At 27.5% G+C, this 16037-nt stretch carries 15 protein-coding genes; all 15 read left to right on the top strand.

Annotation, left to right across the window (positions count from 1 at the left end; translation table 11 throughout):
• The first annotated feature begins 23 nt into the window (after nucleotides 1–23).
• The 15 genes from ACAN_RS01200 to ACAN_RS01130 all read left to right on the top strand — a co-directional run bounded on the left by ACAN_RS01200 (nucleotide 24) and on the right by ACAN_RS01130 (nucleotide 16037).
• Entirely contained in the window at nucleotides 24–1772 is a 1749-nt protein-coding gene (locus tag ACAN_RS01200) for a GGDEF domain-containing protein (protein ID WP_099335022.1), read from the top strand.
• Nucleotides 1773–1831: 59 nt separating this feature from the next.
• Nucleotides 1832–2761 (top strand): phosphate ABC transporter permease subunit PstC, encoded by a 930-nt coding sequence (pstC, locus tag ACAN_RS01195; RefSeq protein WP_099335023.1) that lies wholly within the window; start codon nucleotides 1832–1834, stop codon nucleotides 2759–2761.
• A complete protein-coding gene (gene pstA, locus ACAN_RS01190) occupies nucleotides 2758–3948 on the top strand; it encodes a phosphate ABC transporter permease PstA (protein WP_165773075.1) in 1191 nt (396 codons plus the stop codon). Before pstC ends, pstA begins: the two co-directional genes overlap by 4 nt.
• Nucleotides 3949–3959: 11 nt before the next feature.
• Nucleotides 3960–4739 (top strand): phosphate ABC transporter ATP-binding protein PstB, encoded by a 780-nt coding sequence (gene pstB / locus ACAN_RS01185; RefSeq protein ID WP_099335024.1) that lies wholly within the window; start codon nucleotides 3960–3962, stop codon nucleotides 4737–4739.
• Nucleotides 4739–5404 (top strand): phosphate signaling complex PhoU family protein, encoded by a 666-nt coding sequence (locus ACAN_RS01180; RefSeq protein WP_099335025.1) that lies wholly within the window; start codon nucleotides 4739–4741, stop codon nucleotides 5402–5404. The genes pstB and ACAN_RS01180 overlap by 1 nt, the downstream gene beginning before the upstream one ends.
• 3 nt (nucleotides 5405–5407) lie before the next feature.
• Complete coding sequence (locus ACAN_RS01175) at nucleotides 5408–5803, top strand: phosphate-starvation-inducible PsiE family protein (protein WP_099335026.1); 396 nt, start codon at nucleotides 5408–5410, stop codon at nucleotides 5801–5803.
• Nucleotides 5793–6467, top strand: a complete 675-nt coding sequence (locus tag ACAN_RS01170) for a response regulator transcription factor (RefSeq protein WP_099335027.1) — start codon at nucleotides 5793–5795, stop codon at nucleotides 6465–6467. The genes ACAN_RS01175 and ACAN_RS01170 overlap by 11 nt, the downstream gene beginning before the upstream one ends.
• 98 nt (nucleotides 6468–6565) lie before the next feature.
• The gene (locus ACAN_RS01165) at nucleotides 6566–7837 is read left to right on the top strand and encodes a sensor histidine kinase (RefSeq protein WP_228150661.1); all 1272 of its coding nucleotides are present in this window, start codon (nucleotides 6566–6568) and stop codon (nucleotides 7835–7837) included.
• Between the two features lie 75 nt (nucleotides 7838–7912).
• Entirely contained in the window at nucleotides 7913–8332 is a 420-nt protein-coding gene (rplM, locus tag ACAN_RS01160; protein WP_079578771.1) for a 50S ribosomal protein L13, read from the top strand.
• Nucleotides 8333–8337: 5 nt separating this feature from the next.
• Entirely contained in the window at nucleotides 8338–8727 is a 390-nt protein-coding gene (rpsI, locus tag ACAN_RS01155) for a 30S ribosomal protein S9 (protein WP_079578769.1), read from the top strand.
• 90 nt (nucleotides 8728–8817) lie between these two features.
• Nucleotides 8818–10329: a peptide-binding protein gene (locus ACAN_RS01150; RefSeq protein ID WP_099335029.1), complete on the top strand. Its 1512-nt coding sequence runs from the start codon at nucleotides 8818–8820 to the stop codon at nucleotides 10327–10329.
• 2 nt (nucleotides 10330–10331) lie between these two features.
• Nucleotides 10332–10991: an HAD family hydrolase gene (locus ACAN_RS01145; protein WP_099335030.1), complete on the top strand. Its 660-nt coding sequence runs from the start codon at nucleotides 10332–10334 to the stop codon at nucleotides 10989–10991.
• A 96-nt stretch (nucleotides 10992–11087) separates the two neighbouring features.
• The gene (gene nifJ, locus ACAN_RS01140) at nucleotides 11088–14678 is read left to right on the top strand and encodes a pyruvate:ferredoxin (flavodoxin) oxidoreductase (protein WP_099335031.1); all 3591 of its coding nucleotides are present in this window, start codon (nucleotides 11088–11090) and stop codon (nucleotides 14676–14678) included.
• 109 nt (nucleotides 14679–14787) lie between these two features.
• Complete coding sequence (luxS, locus tag ACAN_RS01135) at nucleotides 14788–15303, top strand: S-ribosylhomocysteine lyase (protein WP_099335032.1); 516 nt, start codon at nucleotides 14788–14790, stop codon at nucleotides 15301–15303.
• A complete protein-coding gene (locus ACAN_RS01130; protein ID WP_099335033.1) occupies nucleotides 15303–16037 on the top strand; it encodes a tRNA (5-methylaminomethyl-2-thiouridine)(34)-methyltransferase MnmD in 735 nt (244 codons plus the stop codon). Before luxS ends, ACAN_RS01130 begins: the two co-directional genes overlap by 1 nt.

Genomic DNA, 16037 nt, shown 5'->3' with positions numbered 1-16037 from the left:
TATATAACTACAAAGGTCTTCTTATGTCGACTTCAAAAAATCAAAGTGAAAATTTTAGTATAATTGTTGATAAGTTAGATTATGCATTTCAACCAATAGTAAATACAAGAACTGGCAAAACTTTCGCTGTTGAAGCTTTAATAAGAGGATATCAAAATCTTGGATACCAATCTATTTTAGATCTATTTGATAGTTTTTTTGATAAAAAAATATTATATAAGATTGATCTAATTTTAAGAAAAAAAGCTATAGAAAAATTTAGTCACATAAAAATAGAAGATTTAAAACTTTTTTATAATTTAGATAATAGACTTTTATATATGCCTGATTTTGAAAAAGGTAATACAAATAAGATTTTGAATGAACTTAATATAAAAGAGAGATCTATTTGTTTTGAAATAACAGAAAATGGCTCAATGCAAAATAAAATAATGATTAATAAAATTTTAACTAATTATAAAAGTGAAGGTTTTAATATTGCAATTGACGATTTTGGTACTGGCATTTCTGGACTTGAACTTTTATACTTAAGTGAAGCAGATTATATCAAACTTGATAGATTTTTTATAAAAGATATAAATAAAGATTCAAGAAAAAAACTATTTTGTTCTTCAATTGTCGAAATGGCACATGTTATGGGAATAGTAGTAATAGCTGAGGGAATAGAAACAATTGCTGAATACTACACTTGCAAAGAGATTAATATTGATTATATTCAAGGTTTTTTAATTTTAAAACCAAGTTTAAATATACTAGATATAAAAGATACATATGAAGATATACCAAATCTTTTTAAAAATGATAGAAGAAACAATAAAAGTAATTTAATTGATAAAGATTATATTGAATTCATTGAACCACTTAGTATAAATTCAAGTTTACATGATCTATTTTTATATTTTAAAGAGTTTCCAAATAATACTTTTGTCCCAATTATTGATGAGTATGAAACACTTATGGGAGTAGTTTATGAAGTAGATATAAAAAAACTCTCTTATTCACAGTATGGCTTATCACTTGCTCAAAATGTATCTTTTAGATCAAGATTAAGTTCATATATAAAATCATCATTATCTATTGAAGTATCTTGGGGAATTGATAAAACATTAGAGATGTTTAATTTAAGAGGTAATGAATCAAAAGGTATATTTGTAACTAAAAATAGTAAATATGTTGGATTTATCAATGTAAATAATCTTTTATCTTTATCCTTTAAAAGAAATATAGAGATTGCACAAAATCAAAATCCTCTTACAAAACTTCCTGGTAATAATCAAATTGACAAGTTTATAAAAGAGAGTTTCCAAAGTGATGATATAACACATATAGCCTACTTTGATTTTAATGACTTTAAGCCTTTTAATGACTATTATGGATTTAGACAAGGAGATAGGGCAATACTTATATTTTCTGAATTATTACAAAAGAATTTATCTAAAAATAGTTTTATTGCACATATTGGAGGAGATGACTTTTTTGTTGGATTTAGAGCTAAAAAATTTGAGAAAGTATATAAAAAGATAAATCAAATACAAGAAGAGTTTAGACAAAGCGTGAGTAGTTTATATAATGAAGAAGATAAAGAAAATGGCTTCATAAGAACAAAGGATAGATTTGGAGTTGTGAGAAAATTTAAACTTTTAAGTGTATGTTCTGCCATAATAGAAATTACAAAATATTCAAACTCTTCAAACCTTGATAAAGTATTAGGAAAAATTAAAAAAGACTCCAAGCTAACAACTACTCCACTTGCTAGTTGCATTCTAATGTAACCTATTTGTAACCAATTTTCTATAGAATTTTTAAAATTTTAGAAGTAAAGGTAAATGTATTGACACCCTTTGAAACAAGAAATAAATCCACAGAGATAAAAGAGAAAATAATTAAAGCATTTTTAATTACTGCTTCAATTATTTCTATTTTAACAACATTTGGAATTCTATTTTCGATTCTTTTTGAAGCTATAGAATTTTTTAAATTAAGAAGTTTTTGGTACTTTATTACAGGTACAGAATGGTCACCAGGAATTGCAAACAGTAAATTTGGTGCAGTTCCTATTTTTACAGGTACTTTTGTAATTACAATTATTGCAATGGCAGTTGCAATACCAATTGGCTTGGGAAGTGCTGTTTATATGAGTGAGTACGCATCAGGAAGAGTAAGAAATACTTTAAAACCACTTTTAGAAATTCTTGCAGGTATTCCTACTGTTGTTTATGGTTTCTTTGCTGCAATTACAGTAGCTCCCTTTGTCGTAAAAGCAGCTGCTTCATTAGGTTTTGAAGCCTCGTTTAACTCAGCACTTGCATCTGGTATCGTAATGGGAATTATGATAATTCCTGTAATTGCATCATTAAGTGATGATGTAATTAGAGCTGTTCCAGACTCACAAAGAAAAGCTTCTTTGGGATTGGGTTTAACGCAAGGAGAAACAATAAAAAATATTGTTTTACCCTCTGCAATGCCAGGTATAATCTCAGCTTCATTACTAGGTCTTTCAAAAGCTTTAGGTGAAACTATGATTGTTGTTATGGCAGCTGGATTAAGACCAAACTTATCAATTAATCCTTTAGAAGATATGACAACAGTAACAGTTAGAATTGTTGATGCACTTGTAGGAGATCAAGCTTTTAACTCTCCTGCAACACTTTCAGCATTTGCATTAGGACTTGTTTTGTTTATTGTGACATTAGTATTAAATATTATTTCACTAATGTTAATTAGAAAATTCAAAGAAAAATATAAAGTGAATACATTATGATAATAAGAAGAAAAAAGAATAAAAAAGAAGAGAATCCATTTTATGACCCAAGTTTAAAAAATAGGCATAAAAGTTCAAGAAGATTCAAGTTATTTACCCTTGCATCACTTGTTTTTTCTATTGCATTTTTAGCATTTTTCTTAACAGATATAGTTACAAAAGGTTCACCAGCTTTTAAACAAGCATATTTACTTGTTGATGTAACATATAATGAAACATCAATAAAAAACTATAGAAAATCAATTGATAGAAAATACACAGGTGTTGTTTCAAGAGCATGGATTAGAGAAGTTCCAAATATGATTGAAAAAGATCCAAGTTTAATGGGTAAAACAGTCTCTACATGGGTTTTAGCAGATGATCAAGTAGATCAATATTTAAAGGGTCATTATTATAAATTAAAAAGAAAAGATAGAATTATAGTTGATGATTTAAAAGCTGAAAACAAAGCACAACTACAATTTAATAAACTTTTTTTTGAAAATGGTGATTCAAAAACACCTGAATATGCAGGTTTTAAATCAGCAATTATTGGTTCAGTGTTAACACTTCTTATTACAATGCTTGTTGCTTTTCCTATTGGAGTTATGACAGCTATTTATCTTGAAGAGTTTGCAGAAGATAATAAGTTTACACAAATAATAGAAGTAAATATAAATAATCTTGCAGCAATTCCATCAATACTATTTGGTCTTTTAGGTCTTGCAATATTTATAAGCTTATTTGGGCTTCCTAGAAGTTCACCTTTAGTTGGTGGTTTAACCTTAGCACTTATGACATTGCCTATTATTATTGTAAGCGCAAGGGCTGCATTAAGAAGTGTTCCTGATTCTATTAGACAAGCAGGTTATGGTCTTGGACTTACAAAAATTCAAGTAACAAGAGATCATGTTTTACCTTTAGCTTTTCCTGGAATTATGACAGGTTCAATTATTGGACTTGCACAAGCTATGGGAGAAACAGCTCCACTTATTATTGTTGGTATGATTGCATTTATTCCAGATGCTCCATCTTCTGTTACACAAGCTGCAACTGTTATGCCAGCTCAAATATTCACATGGGCAGGAATGCCAGAAAGAATGTATATAGAAAAAACAGCAGCTGGTATTATTGTTTTATTAAGTGTTTTAATTTCACTAAATACACTTGCAATATATTTAAGAAAAAAATTCGAAGTTAAATGGTAGGAAATATTAAAATGAATAAAGAAAATGTAAAAAATGAAATAAAAGTCAATGTTAAAGCTTTAAATCTATGGTACGGAGATAATCACGCTTTACACAATATTGACGTAGATATTTATAAAAATAAAATAACAGCTTTAATTGGACCATCTGGATGTGGAAAATCTACATTTTTAAGATGTTTAAATAGAATGAATGATTTAATTTCAATTGTAAAAAGTGATGGTGAAGTAATAATTGATAAAAAAAATATTTATGATAAAGATGTAGATGAAGTAAGTGTTAGAAAAAAAATTGGAATGGTTTTTCAACAACCAAATCCATTCCCAAAATCTATTTATGAAAATGTGGCTTATGCACCACTTAAGCATGGAATTGTAAAAAAAGGAAAAGAGTGTGATGAGTTAGTTGAGTCATCTTTAAAAAAGTCTGGTTTATGGGAAGAAGTTAAAGATAAATTAGGAGAACCAGGAACATCACTTTCAGGAGGTCAACAACAAAGACTTTGTATAGCAAGAACAATTGCTGTAAAACCAGAAGTTATTTTAATGGATGAGCCAACATCTGCACTTGATCCAATTTCAACAGAAAAGATAGAAGCTTTAATGTTAGAGCTAAAACAAGATTATACAATTATAACTGTTACTCATAATATGCAACAAGCAGCAAGAGTTGCTGATTATACTGCATTTTTTCACTTAGGTAAACTAATTGAGTATGATGAAACAGAAACAATATTTGTAAATCCAAATAATAAAAAAACAGAAGATTATATTACAGGAAGGTTTGGATAATGTTAAAAACTTATGAAGAAAAAATTAAAACGATAAAAAATGAAATAAGGCAGATTGGCGAAATTGTATTAAAAGCTAATAAAACTTCATTAAAAGCATTAAAAGATAATGATATTAATTTATTAAAAGATATTGATTTATCTTTAAAAAAATTAGTTTCAAAATCAAATGAAATTGATAATTTAATAGTTACAACACTTGCTTTATATTCACCAGAAGCAAAAGATTTAAGACATATGGTATCTTATTTGAAGATTACAAATGAGTTAGTAAGAGCTGGTACTAATTCAAAAATATTTATAAAGACTTTTAGAAAATCATTTTCAGAAGAGCTTGATGAAACTACTATTTTAGAATATGCAATTCCCTTACAAAAAGCTGCAGCTAGTGCACTTGAAATAACTTTAAGTATGCTTGATGAAACAAATGAAAAGCTTATTGAAGAGAGTTTTAATAAAGTATTAGTTGAAGAGAGTAAAACAGATGATTTATATGCTATGGTTGAGAAAAATATTTTAAAACTTATTTCAAAAAATCAAGAACTTTCAAAAGATTACTTTAACTTACTAAGTAGTTTAAGAAAACTAGAAAAATGCGCTGATAGAGCTACAAGTATTGCAAACTTAATTGTGTTTGCATACATAGGTGGAGAATTAGAACAATAATATATGAGAAAAGCCATATTAAAAATTAGAAATTATTTTGAGAATAATTATGAATTTCTTGCAGCGACTGTTATTTTTATAATAATTCTTGCTGCAAAACTAGATTTCCAAAAAACAATTGTTTTAATGTTAGAGTTTATCGTCATAATGGAAGTTATGAAGATGATTTCTGATTTTATAAAAAAAGCAAAATTAAGGCTTAGATATGTAATTGATATATTTATTATTTTTTTAATAAGAGATGTTATCATTTATACTTCTCGCTCAGAAAAAGACTATTTTACTATACTATTTCTACTATTTGTGATTTTGGTTTTCTTTATATTTAGAATACTTGCTATAAAATACTCTCCAAGCAAAAAAGATATTTTTATAAAAGAAGAAATAGATGAAAAATAAATTAATACTAATTGTAGAAGATGAAGAAGATATTTTAGAATTACTTGAATATACCTTACAAAAAGAAGGATATGAAACAATTGGATGTTTGAGCATTAATAAAGTAATTAATAAAATTTTGGATGAAGAAAATGTTGATTTAATTTTAATGGATAGAAACCTTCCAGGTATTGATGGGGCTACTTTTATTTCAAAAATAAGATCAAATGGTTATACAAATCCAGTAATTTATGTTACTGCAAAAGATAAAGACGAAGATATTTTAGAAGGTTTTGAATCATATGCAGATGATTATATTACAAAACCATTTAATTTAAAAGAGTTATGTGCAAGAGTAAAAGCTGTATTAAAAAGAACATCTAAAGATATAGAGGTTTTAAAAGTAAGAGATATTATTTACAAAGCAAATAATAAAAGATTTTATATTAATAATGAAGCTATTGATTTAACACATTTAGAACATGATTTACTCCTTGAGTTTATAAAAAATAAAGATATTTTAATGTCAAGGGAGCATTTATTAAATACTGTATGGGAAGATTCAATTGAAAAAAAACTAAAAACAGTAAATGTTGCAGTTAAAAGATTAAAAGCAAAAATAGACCCAAAGGGTGAAAAAGAGTATATAAAATCTATTAGAGGTGAGGGATATATCTTTTGTTAAAAATTCATCAACTTTTCTTAAGAACCTTTATTATTATATTTTTTCTTATATTTTTAAGTATTAGTTTCACTACTTACTTTTGGTCAAAAAATATCTATATGGAACAAATAGAAAAAAACCTTTCTCAAAATATTGATTCTATATCACTTGTACTAAATAATATTAAAGATATAGAAAAAATTGTAAACAAATTTAAAAACAAAACTAAGCTTAGAATTACAATAATTGATGAAAAAGGAAATGTTCTTACAGAAAGTGATAAAGATAAAGAATCTATGGATAATCACTTAAAAAGAGATGAAATAATTCATGCTAGGTATGATGATTATGGGAAAAGCATAAGATTTTCAGATTCAATAAATAAAGAGCTTTTGTATGTAGCAAAAAAAATTAAACTAAATGGTTCTACTTATTATATAAGACTTGCTGATTATACAGATAAAATTCAAGAAAATTTTTTTAATTTATCTTTTCACGTCATAGCAATAATTACAATATTTTTGATTTTAGCATTTTTTGCTACTTATTTTATTAGTATTAAAATAAAAAATGAAACAGATGCTATATTGAAATATTTAATTGATTTAAGTGATGGAAGACCAAACTATCAAATAAGTTCAAACTATACACAAGAGTTCAATAAAATAGCAAGATTTTTAAACAAAGTCTCTTCTAAACTTTCAAAAAAAGAGAAACAAAAATCAAAACAAACAGCAAAACTAAAACTTGCAAATAGACAAAAAGATGAAATAATTTCAGCCATATCCCATGAATTTAAAAACCCTATAGCAATTATTTCTGGATATAGTGAAACTTTATTAACAGATTTGGATTTACCTGAAAATATGAGAAAAAAATTTCTTCATAAAATTCAAACAAATGGTAATAAAATGTCACAAATAATCGATAAACTAAGATTATCATTAAAACTTGAAGAGGGTAAGCAACAAATCACAACACAAAGCTGTTCAATAAAAAAACTTTGTGCTTCTGTAGTATCTGATTTAAAAGATAAATATAAAGATCATGAAATTATTATAGAAGGAGAAGATGTAAATTTAAAACTTGATGAAACTTTGATGGAAATGGCAATATCAAACTTAGTGGAAAATGCGTTAAAGTATTCAGAAAATGATGTAATAATTAAAATCACATCCTCTTCAATAAGCATTATAGATAAAGGCATTGGAATAGATGAGAAAGAGTTAAGTTTGATTAATAGAAAATTTTATAGAGTATCAAAAAATGGATGGAATAACTCTTTGGGTCTTGGACTTTTTATCGTTCAATCTATCTTATCTTTACATAATTTTAGCCTTGAAATTAAAAGTAAACTTCATCAAGGTTCTGAATTTATAATAAAATATTAAAAATTACTTAATTTAAGTATTTTTTAAGTTTTATTAGACTATTATTTCACCTCATTAATCAAATCGGAGAAATAAATGAAATTTACTCAAATGGCAAAAGCTAACGAAATCGAGAGAGATTGGGTAGTAGTAGATGCAACTGATAAAGTATTTGGTAGAATTATTACTGAAGTTGCTACTATCTTAAGAGGTAAGCATAAACCATCTTACACTCCTCATGTAGATTGCGGAGATTACGTTATTATTATTAACGCTTCAAAAGCAAAATTTTCTGGAAATAAACTAGAAAGCAAAAATTATTATACTCACTCAGGATATTTTGGAAGTACAAAAACTCACAAAATGTCAGACATGTTTGAAAAAAACCCTGAGAAATTATATAAATTAGCTACTAGAGGTATGTTACCAAAAACAAAACTTGGTAAAGATATGTTAAAAAAATTAAAAGTATATGCAGGTTCTGAGCACCCTCATACTGCGCAAATTAAAGGATAAGACTAATGGCAAAAGTTTACGCAACAGGAAGAAGAAAATCAGCTGTAGCTAAAGTATGGCTAGAGAATGGTAATGGTCAACTTACAATCAACGGTCAATCTTTAGATGAGTGGTTAGGTGGTCTTGAATCAATTAAAAAAAGAGTTACACAACCATTAGAAGTATCAAAACAAGAAACTTCTGTAAATATCGTAGTTAAAACACTAGGTGGTGGATATTCTGCACAAGCAGATGCAGTAAGACACGGTATTTCAAGAGCTTTAGTTGCTTATGATGAGCAATTTAGAGCAATTTTAAAACCATATGGTTTATTAACAAGAGATGCAAGAAGCGTTGAGAGAAAAAAATACGGAAGAAAAAAAGCAAGAAAATCAGTACAGTTCTCAAAAAGATAATCTACTATTTTTACATGTTTTTACAAAGGAAGCAAATTACTTGCTTCCTTTTTTTATGCACTTTTTTAAGAAAAAACACTACAATACATTATGAAAAAAACAATTCTTTTAATTCTATTTAGTTTTAATTTTTTATTTGCAAGTATATTAAATCTATCTATTAGCTCAAGTCCTAGTAGATTAAATCCCATATTATCAAATGATACCGCAAGTAGTCAAATTAGCCAGTGGCTTTTTAATGGTTTATTAAAATATGATAAGCATGGAAATATTGTACCTGATATTGCAAAAAAATTCTATTTTCAAACTGATACTAAACTAATAATAGAACTAAAACAAGGTGTTCTTTGGCATGATGGAGTTGAAGTTACTGCAAAAGATGCTTTATTTACATATGAAACTATTAAGAATCCTAAGGTTTACACTTCAATTGCTTCAAACTATAAAAAAGTTAAAAGTGTAGAAGTTTTAGATAAATATAAACTACAAATAGAGTATAAAGAACCTTACTTTAAAGCTTTAGAAATTTGGTTAATTGGTCTTTTACCTTATCACCTTTTAAAAGATGAAAAAGATTTAATGACAAGTAAATTTAATAAAAATCCTATTGGAACAGGACCTTATAAACTAAATTCATTAAAAAACTCTTCAGATATTGTCTTAAATGCAAATGAAAAATACTTTGAAGGAAAACCTAAAATTGATAAAATTCATTATAAATTTTATCCTGATACAACAACATCATTTTTAATGTTAAAGCAAAAGAAATTAGATATTTCTTCTTTAACTCCTATTCAAATTGACAGACAAGTTAACAAAGAGTTTTATAAAAACTATCAAATAATTGAAGAGCCTGCATTTTCATATACATATATGGCATTTAATCTAAAAAATAAAAAATTTCAAGATATAAAAGTTAGAAGAGCACTCTCTTTAGCAATAAATAGACAAGAGATGGTTGATATTTTATTCTTTGGTCATGGTAAAGTTTGTAACGGTCCATTTTTACCTGGAACTTTTGCTTATGATGAATCTATTAAACCTATAAAACAAGATATAAAAAAAGCAAAAGAGTTATTAAAAGAAGCAGGTTATGACAAAAATAATCCATTGGAGTTTGAATTAACAACAAATACAGGAAATGATATAAGAATAAATGCAGCTCAAATTTTACAACATCAACTAAAAAAAGTAGGAGTGAAAGTTAAAATTAGAGTATTAGAATGGCAGGCTTTTTTAAATACAGTTGTTCATCCAAGAAAATTTGAAACACTTCTTCTTGCTTGGTCACTCCCTTTAATGCCAGATGCATATCCTATTTGGCATAGTAATTCACAAGAAATAGGAAGATTTAATTTTACAAGTTATGAAAATAATGAGCTTGATGAGTTAATAGAAAAAGGCGCTAAAACTATAAATAAAAAAGAACTCTCTAAGATATACAAAAAAATATTTAGACAAATAACCAATGATTTGCCTTATCTATTTTTATTTATACCAAATTCAATTACTGTTGTAAATAAAGATATTAAAAATATTGAACCAACTTTTTTAGGTATAATGCACAATCAAATTCATTGGGAAAAAATAAATAAGGAATAAATTTGAAAGAAAACAATATTATATTATTTGATTTAGATGGAACATTAATTGATTCAACTACTGCTATTATAAGCTGCTTTAGACATACATTTGAAGAACTTGAATATGATTTTCAAGGAGAAGATGAAGATATTAAAAAATTAATAGGTTATCCCCTTGATATTATGTATAAAGATTTAGGGGTTGATGATTTAAAAGTTTGGGATTTTGTTGACGCATACAAACAAAAATACAAAACTGTTTCAATAGAACAAACAAAACTTTTAGAAGAAGTAATAGAGTGCCTTGATTTTGCATCAAAATTTGCTAGACTTTCAATTGTTACTACAAAAACTGCTTTATATACAACTCCTTTATTAAAACACTTAAATATTTTAGACTATTTTGAGCACATAACAGGTAGAGAGAATGTAGAGAATCCAAAACCACATCCTGAACCAATTTTGAAAACTTTAGATTTAATGAATTATGATGAAAAAAAACATAATGTATGGATGATTGGAGATACAAAACTAGACTTAATTTGTGCACAAGAATCAAAAGTTAATTCTGTTGGTGTTTTATGTGGATATGGAAAAGAAGCAGAATTAAAAGAGTATACAAACTTTATTACTAAAAGTTCATTTGATGCTGTAAAACTAATAAGTAACATCTGTAAATAGTACTTTTAATTTAAACTTATTATTCTAGGAATTAATACTTTATTAAGTCAACTTTAATTATTATTTATAAAATTGATAGAATTTTAAGGATAGATAATGATAAAAAAATTTGCTACTATGGATGGGAATGAAGCTGCTGCACATGTTTCTTATGCTTTTACAGAAGTTGCGGGAGTATATCCTATCACACCTTCATCACAAATGGGTGATATAACTGAAAAATGGGCTACTCAAGGTAAAGAAAATCTTTTTGGATCTACAGTAAAAGTAATAGAGATGCAAAGTGAAGCTGGTGCTGCGGGAACTTTTCATGGTTCATTGCAAGTAGGAGCACTAACTACTACATATACAGCTTCACAAGGCTTGCTTTTAAAAATACCAAATATGTATAAAGTTGCTGGACAATTATTACCTGGAGTTATACATGTAAGTGCAAGAGCACTAGCTACTCATGCATTATCTATCTTTGGCGATCATCAAGATGTAATGAGTACAAGAGCAACAGGATTTGCAATGCTTGCAACTGGTTCTGTACAAGAAGTTATGGATTTAGGAGGTGTTGCACACTTAAGTGCCATAAAAGGAAGAGTTCCTTTTTTACACTTTTTTGATGGATTTAGAACTTCTCATGAAATCAATAAAGTTGAAGTAATGCCATATGAAGTATTTGATAAACTTCTTGATTACGATGCTGTACAAAAATTTAGAGATAGTTCACTTAATCCTGAATCACCAATTACTAGAGGAACAGCTCAAAATGATGATATCTATTTTCAAGGAAGAGAAGCAGCAAATAGATACTATAATGCACTTCCTGATATTGTAAATGAATATATGAGTGAAATATCTAAAGTTACAGGTAGAAACTATGCTCCTTTTACATATTATGGAGATGAAAATGCAACTGATGTTATTGTTGCAATGGGTTCAGTTACAGAAGCTATTAAAGAAACAATTGATTATTTAAGAAAAACAGAAAATAGAAAAGTTGGTCTTTTAAGTGTTCATTTATATAGACCATTTTCTGCAAAATATTTTATGAATGTTTTACCTTTAAGTGTTGAAAGAATATGTGTAATTGATAGAACAAAAGAGCCAGGAAGTTTAGCCGAACCACTATATCTTGATGTAAGATCACTATTTTATGGACAAAAAAATCAACCAAAAATTATTGGAGGAAGATATGGTCTTTCTTCTAAAGATGTACCACCAAACCAAATTATTGCACTTTTTGATAATTTAGCAAGTAATAAATCAAAGGATAATTTCACTGTTGGTATTATTGATGATGTAACAAATACTTCTATTGATGTAAAAGAGAATATTTCTGTTGTTGAAGATGTAACAGAATGTTTATTTTATGGGCTTGGAGCAGATGGAACAGTTGGTGCAAATAAGAACTCTGTAAAAATTATTGGTGATAAAACAGATCTTTATGCACAAGCATATTTTGCATATGATTCTAAAAAAAGTGGTGGATATACAAGATCTCACTTAAGATTTAGCAAAAATCCTATTAGATCAACTTATCTTGTATCAAATCCAAGCTTTGTAGCCTGTTCAAAAGAGGTTTACTTAGAACAATACGAAGTAGTTGATAAATTAAAAGATAATGGTACTTTTTTATTAAACTCAATTCATTCAAAGGATGAAATAGAGAATAAACTACCAAACAGAGTAAAAAAACTTCTTGCGGATAAAAATATAAACTTTTATATAATTAATGCAACAAGATTAGCCCATGATATTGGTTTAGGAAATAGAACAAATACTATTATGCAAGCAGCATTCTTTAAACTTGCAAATGTTATTCCATATGAAGAAGCAAAAGAGTATATGAAAGAGTATGCTAAAAAAGCATATGGAAACAAAGGTGAAGAGATAGTAAATATGAACTATCAAGCAATTGACCAAGGAGAACATGGAGTTGAAAAAGTAGAAGTAAAAAAAGAGTGGTCAAATCTTGAGGGCAGTTCTTTAACAATTAATTCAAAATACAATGGAAGTGAATATGTTGAAGGTTTTGCAAAGGTAGTAAATGCAGCAAAAGGTGATGAAATACCTGTATCTACTATTGTTGATCTTGGTATGGAGTGTGGAACATTTGAAAATGGTTCAACAAAATATGAAAAAAGAGGTATTGCAACAATGGTTCCAAAATGGAACAGCGATACATGTATTCAGTGTAATCAATGTGCTTTTGAGTGCCCACATGCAGTAATTAGACCTTTTTTAATGGATAAAGAAGAGTTTGAAAATGCACCTGAGGGAATAAAAAATCAAGCATTAGATGCAAAAGGCAAAGAGTTCAAAGAAAAAGATTTAAAATACAAAATTCAAGTCTCTATTTTAGACTGTACAGGTTGTAATATCTGTGTTGACATATGTCCTACAAAAGAGAAATCTCTTAAGATGGTACCATATAATGAAGAAGATGAAAATAATGAGCAAGAGAATGCTGATTACTTATTCAATGATGTATCTTATAAAGATTATTTAGTAGAAGCTTCTAATGTCAAAAATTCACAATTTGCACAACCATTATTTGAGTATCACTCAGCATGTCCTGGCTGTGGAGAGACTCCATACATTACCCTAGCAACACAACTATTTGGTGATAGAATGATGATTGCAAATGCAACTGGATGTTCATCAATTTATTCAGGTTCTGCTCCCTCAACACCATATACAAAAAATGAGAAAGGAGAAGGTCCTGCTTGGGCAAACTCACTTTTTGAAGACAATGCAGAGTTTGGTTATGGTATGCATGCTGCAATGGAAACTATTAGAAATAGGGTTGCACAAATTATGATTAAAACTATGGATAAAGTAAATAATCCTCTAAAAGTTCTATATAAAGAGTGGCTAGAAAATAAAAATAATGGGGCAAAAACTCAAGAAATAAGAGATAAACTTGTACCTCAATTAGAAGTTAATCAAGATTTAGAAGGAGTAAAAGAACTTTTAAATTTAAAAAAATATTTTGTTAAAAAGTCTCAATGGATGATTGGTGGAGATGGTTGGGCATATGATATTGGATATGGTGGTGTTGATCATGTTTTATCAACTGGTGCAAATGTTAATATCTTAGTAGTTGATACTGAAGTTTATTCAAATACAGGTGGTCAGTCATCAAAAGCTGCTCGTGCTGGTTCAATTGCAGATTTTACAAATGATGGTAAATCAAATGCTAAAAAAGATTTAGGTTATATCTCTATGACATATGGAAATATTTATATAGCACAAATAAACTCAAGAGCAAATCAAAAACAAGCACTTCAAGCCATGAAAGAAGCAGAAGAGTATGATGGGCCATCTTTAATTATTGCTTACTCTCCTTGTATCGCACATGGAATTCAAGGTGGATTAATGAAGTCAGTAGAACAAGGTCAACTTGCAACAGATAGTGGATACTGGCCAATTTATATATTTGACCCAAGAAAAATAAAAGAGGGTCAAAATCCTATTAAAATATTTGGGAAAAAACCTAAATGGGAAAAATATGAAGAGTTTTTATTAAGAGAGAATAGATATAGATCTTTAAAGAAACTAAATCCAGAACATGCAGACTTTTTACTTGAAAAAAATAAAAAAGATGCACAATATAGATATAGACAACTTCAAAGATGGGCAGCTATGGACTATAGTGATGAAGTTGAAGATTTAAAAGAAGAAAATGAGGTTTAAAACCTCTTCTTCTTATATTCTTTGAAAATATACTACTTATTAATACTAATCACTCATTTACCTTTATTTAGCTAAAATTCAAATTATAATTAAATTTGAAAGGTTTAAAATGCCATTATTAGATAGTTTTAGAGTTGATCATACAATTATGCCAGCACCTGCTGTTAGAGTTGCAAAAACAATGAAATCACCAGCTGGGGATGTTATAACAGTATTTGATTTAAGATTCTGTGTTCCAAATGAGAAAATGCTAGGAGAAAAAGGTATTCATACATTAGAACATCTTTTTGCAGGTTTCATTAGAAGTCATTTAAACTCAGATAAAGTAGAAATTATTGATGTTTCACCTATGGGATGTAGAACTGGTTTTTATATGAGTTTATTAGGTAGCCCAAGTGAAGAAGAAGTTGCAACTGCATGGAGAAAATCTATGGAAGATGTTTTAAAAGTAAAATCTCAAAATGATATTCCAGAATTAAATAAATTTCAATGTGGTACATATAAAATGCACTCACTAGATGAAGCAAAACAAATAGCTCAAGATATTATAGATTCAAAAATTGGAGTAATGTCAAACAAAGAGTTATTCTTACCAGAAGATAAACTAAAAGAGCTAGAAGTATAGTGTACTCACTTGTAACTACAAAAGATGGCTCAAACACTCTTTATTCAAAAGAGTATAAACAGCATTATCATAATATAGATGATGGTGCTGTTTTTGAAACTTTATCAAAACATGTAATTCCTGCATTTACTTTTCATAAACAAAAAGATCAAGTAAATATTTTAGATATATGTTTTGGACTTGGATATAATACATTAGGAACTATTTATTATATTAAAAATAATAACATAAATAGTAAAATCAATATTTATTCACCTGAACTAGATAAAAAACTAATTAAAAGCTTAGAAAACTTCATATATCCCAAAGAGTTTGATATATTAGTTCCTATAATAAAACAATTATGTAAAAATCTTTATTATAAGGATGAACAAATTGAAATAAGACTTTACATAGGTGATGCAAAAAATTATTTAAAAAATTTAGATATTAAATTTGATATAATCTACCAAGATGCATTTTCAAGCGATGTAAATTATGAACTTTGGACTAAGGAGTATTTTCAATTACTATACAACTTATCAAAAGAAGATACTATTATTACTACATACTCTATTGCAACACCTGTTAGATTATCTATGTATGAAGCTGGTTTTAAGATATATGAATATATTCCTTTAAAAAGAAAACAAACATTAGCATTTATCTCTTATCAAAATATTTTAGGAAAATATGTTGATATGAAATTAAAAAAAATTAATAACCCTAAGGCAAAAGCTCTTTATGATAGATAA

It is taken from the genome of Malaciobacter canalis, assembly GCF_008000835.1.
Lineage (GTDB): Bacteria > Campylobacterota > Campylobacteria > Campylobacterales > Arcobacteraceae > Malaciobacter > Malaciobacter canalis.
This window is presented reverse-complemented; position numbering and strand designations above follow the sequence as displayed.

Coding starts and splice junctions, on each gene's coding strand:
- ACAN_RS01150 (WP_099335029.1), top strand. CDS start 8,818: ATGAAAAAAACAATTCTTTTAATTCTATTTAGTTTTAATTTTTTATTT.
- rpsI (WP_079578769.1), top strand. CDS start 8,338: ATGGCAAAAGTTTACGCAACAGGAAGAAGAAAATCAGCTGTAGCTAAA.
- pstA (WP_165773075.1), top strand. CDS start 2,758: ATGATAATAAGAAGAAAAAAGAATAAAAAAGAAGAGAATCCATTTTAT.
- ACAN_RS01165 (WP_228150661.1), top strand. CDS start 6,566: ATGGAACAAATAGAAAAAAACCTTTCTCAAAATATTGATTCTATATCA.
- ACAN_RS01170 (WP_099335027.1), top strand. CDS start 5,793: ATGAAAAATAAATTAATACTAATTGTAGAAGATGAAGAAGATATTTTA.
- rplM (WP_079578771.1), top strand. CDS start 7,913: ATGAAATTTACTCAAATGGCAAAAGCTAACGAAATCGAGAGAGATTGG.
- luxS (WP_099335032.1), top strand. CDS start 14,788: ATGCCATTATTAGATAGTTTTAGAGTTGATCATACAATTATGCCAGCA.
- ACAN_RS01180 (WP_099335025.1), top strand. CDS start 4,739: ATGTTAAAAACTTATGAAGAAAAAATTAAAACGATAAAAAATGAAATA.
- ACAN_RS01200 (WP_099335022.1), top strand. CDS start 24: ATGTCGACTTCAAAAAATCAAAGTGAAAATTTTAGTATAATTGTTGAT.
- pstB (WP_099335024.1), top strand. CDS start 3,960: ATGAATAAAGAAAATGTAAAAAATGAAATAAAAGTCAATGTTAAAGCT.
- ACAN_RS01175 (WP_099335026.1), top strand. CDS start 5,408: ATGAGAAAAGCCATATTAAAAATTAGAAATTATTTTGAGAATAATTAT.
- nifJ (WP_099335031.1), top strand. CDS start 11,088: ATGATAAAAAAATTTGCTACTATGGATGGGAATGAAGCTGCTGCACAT.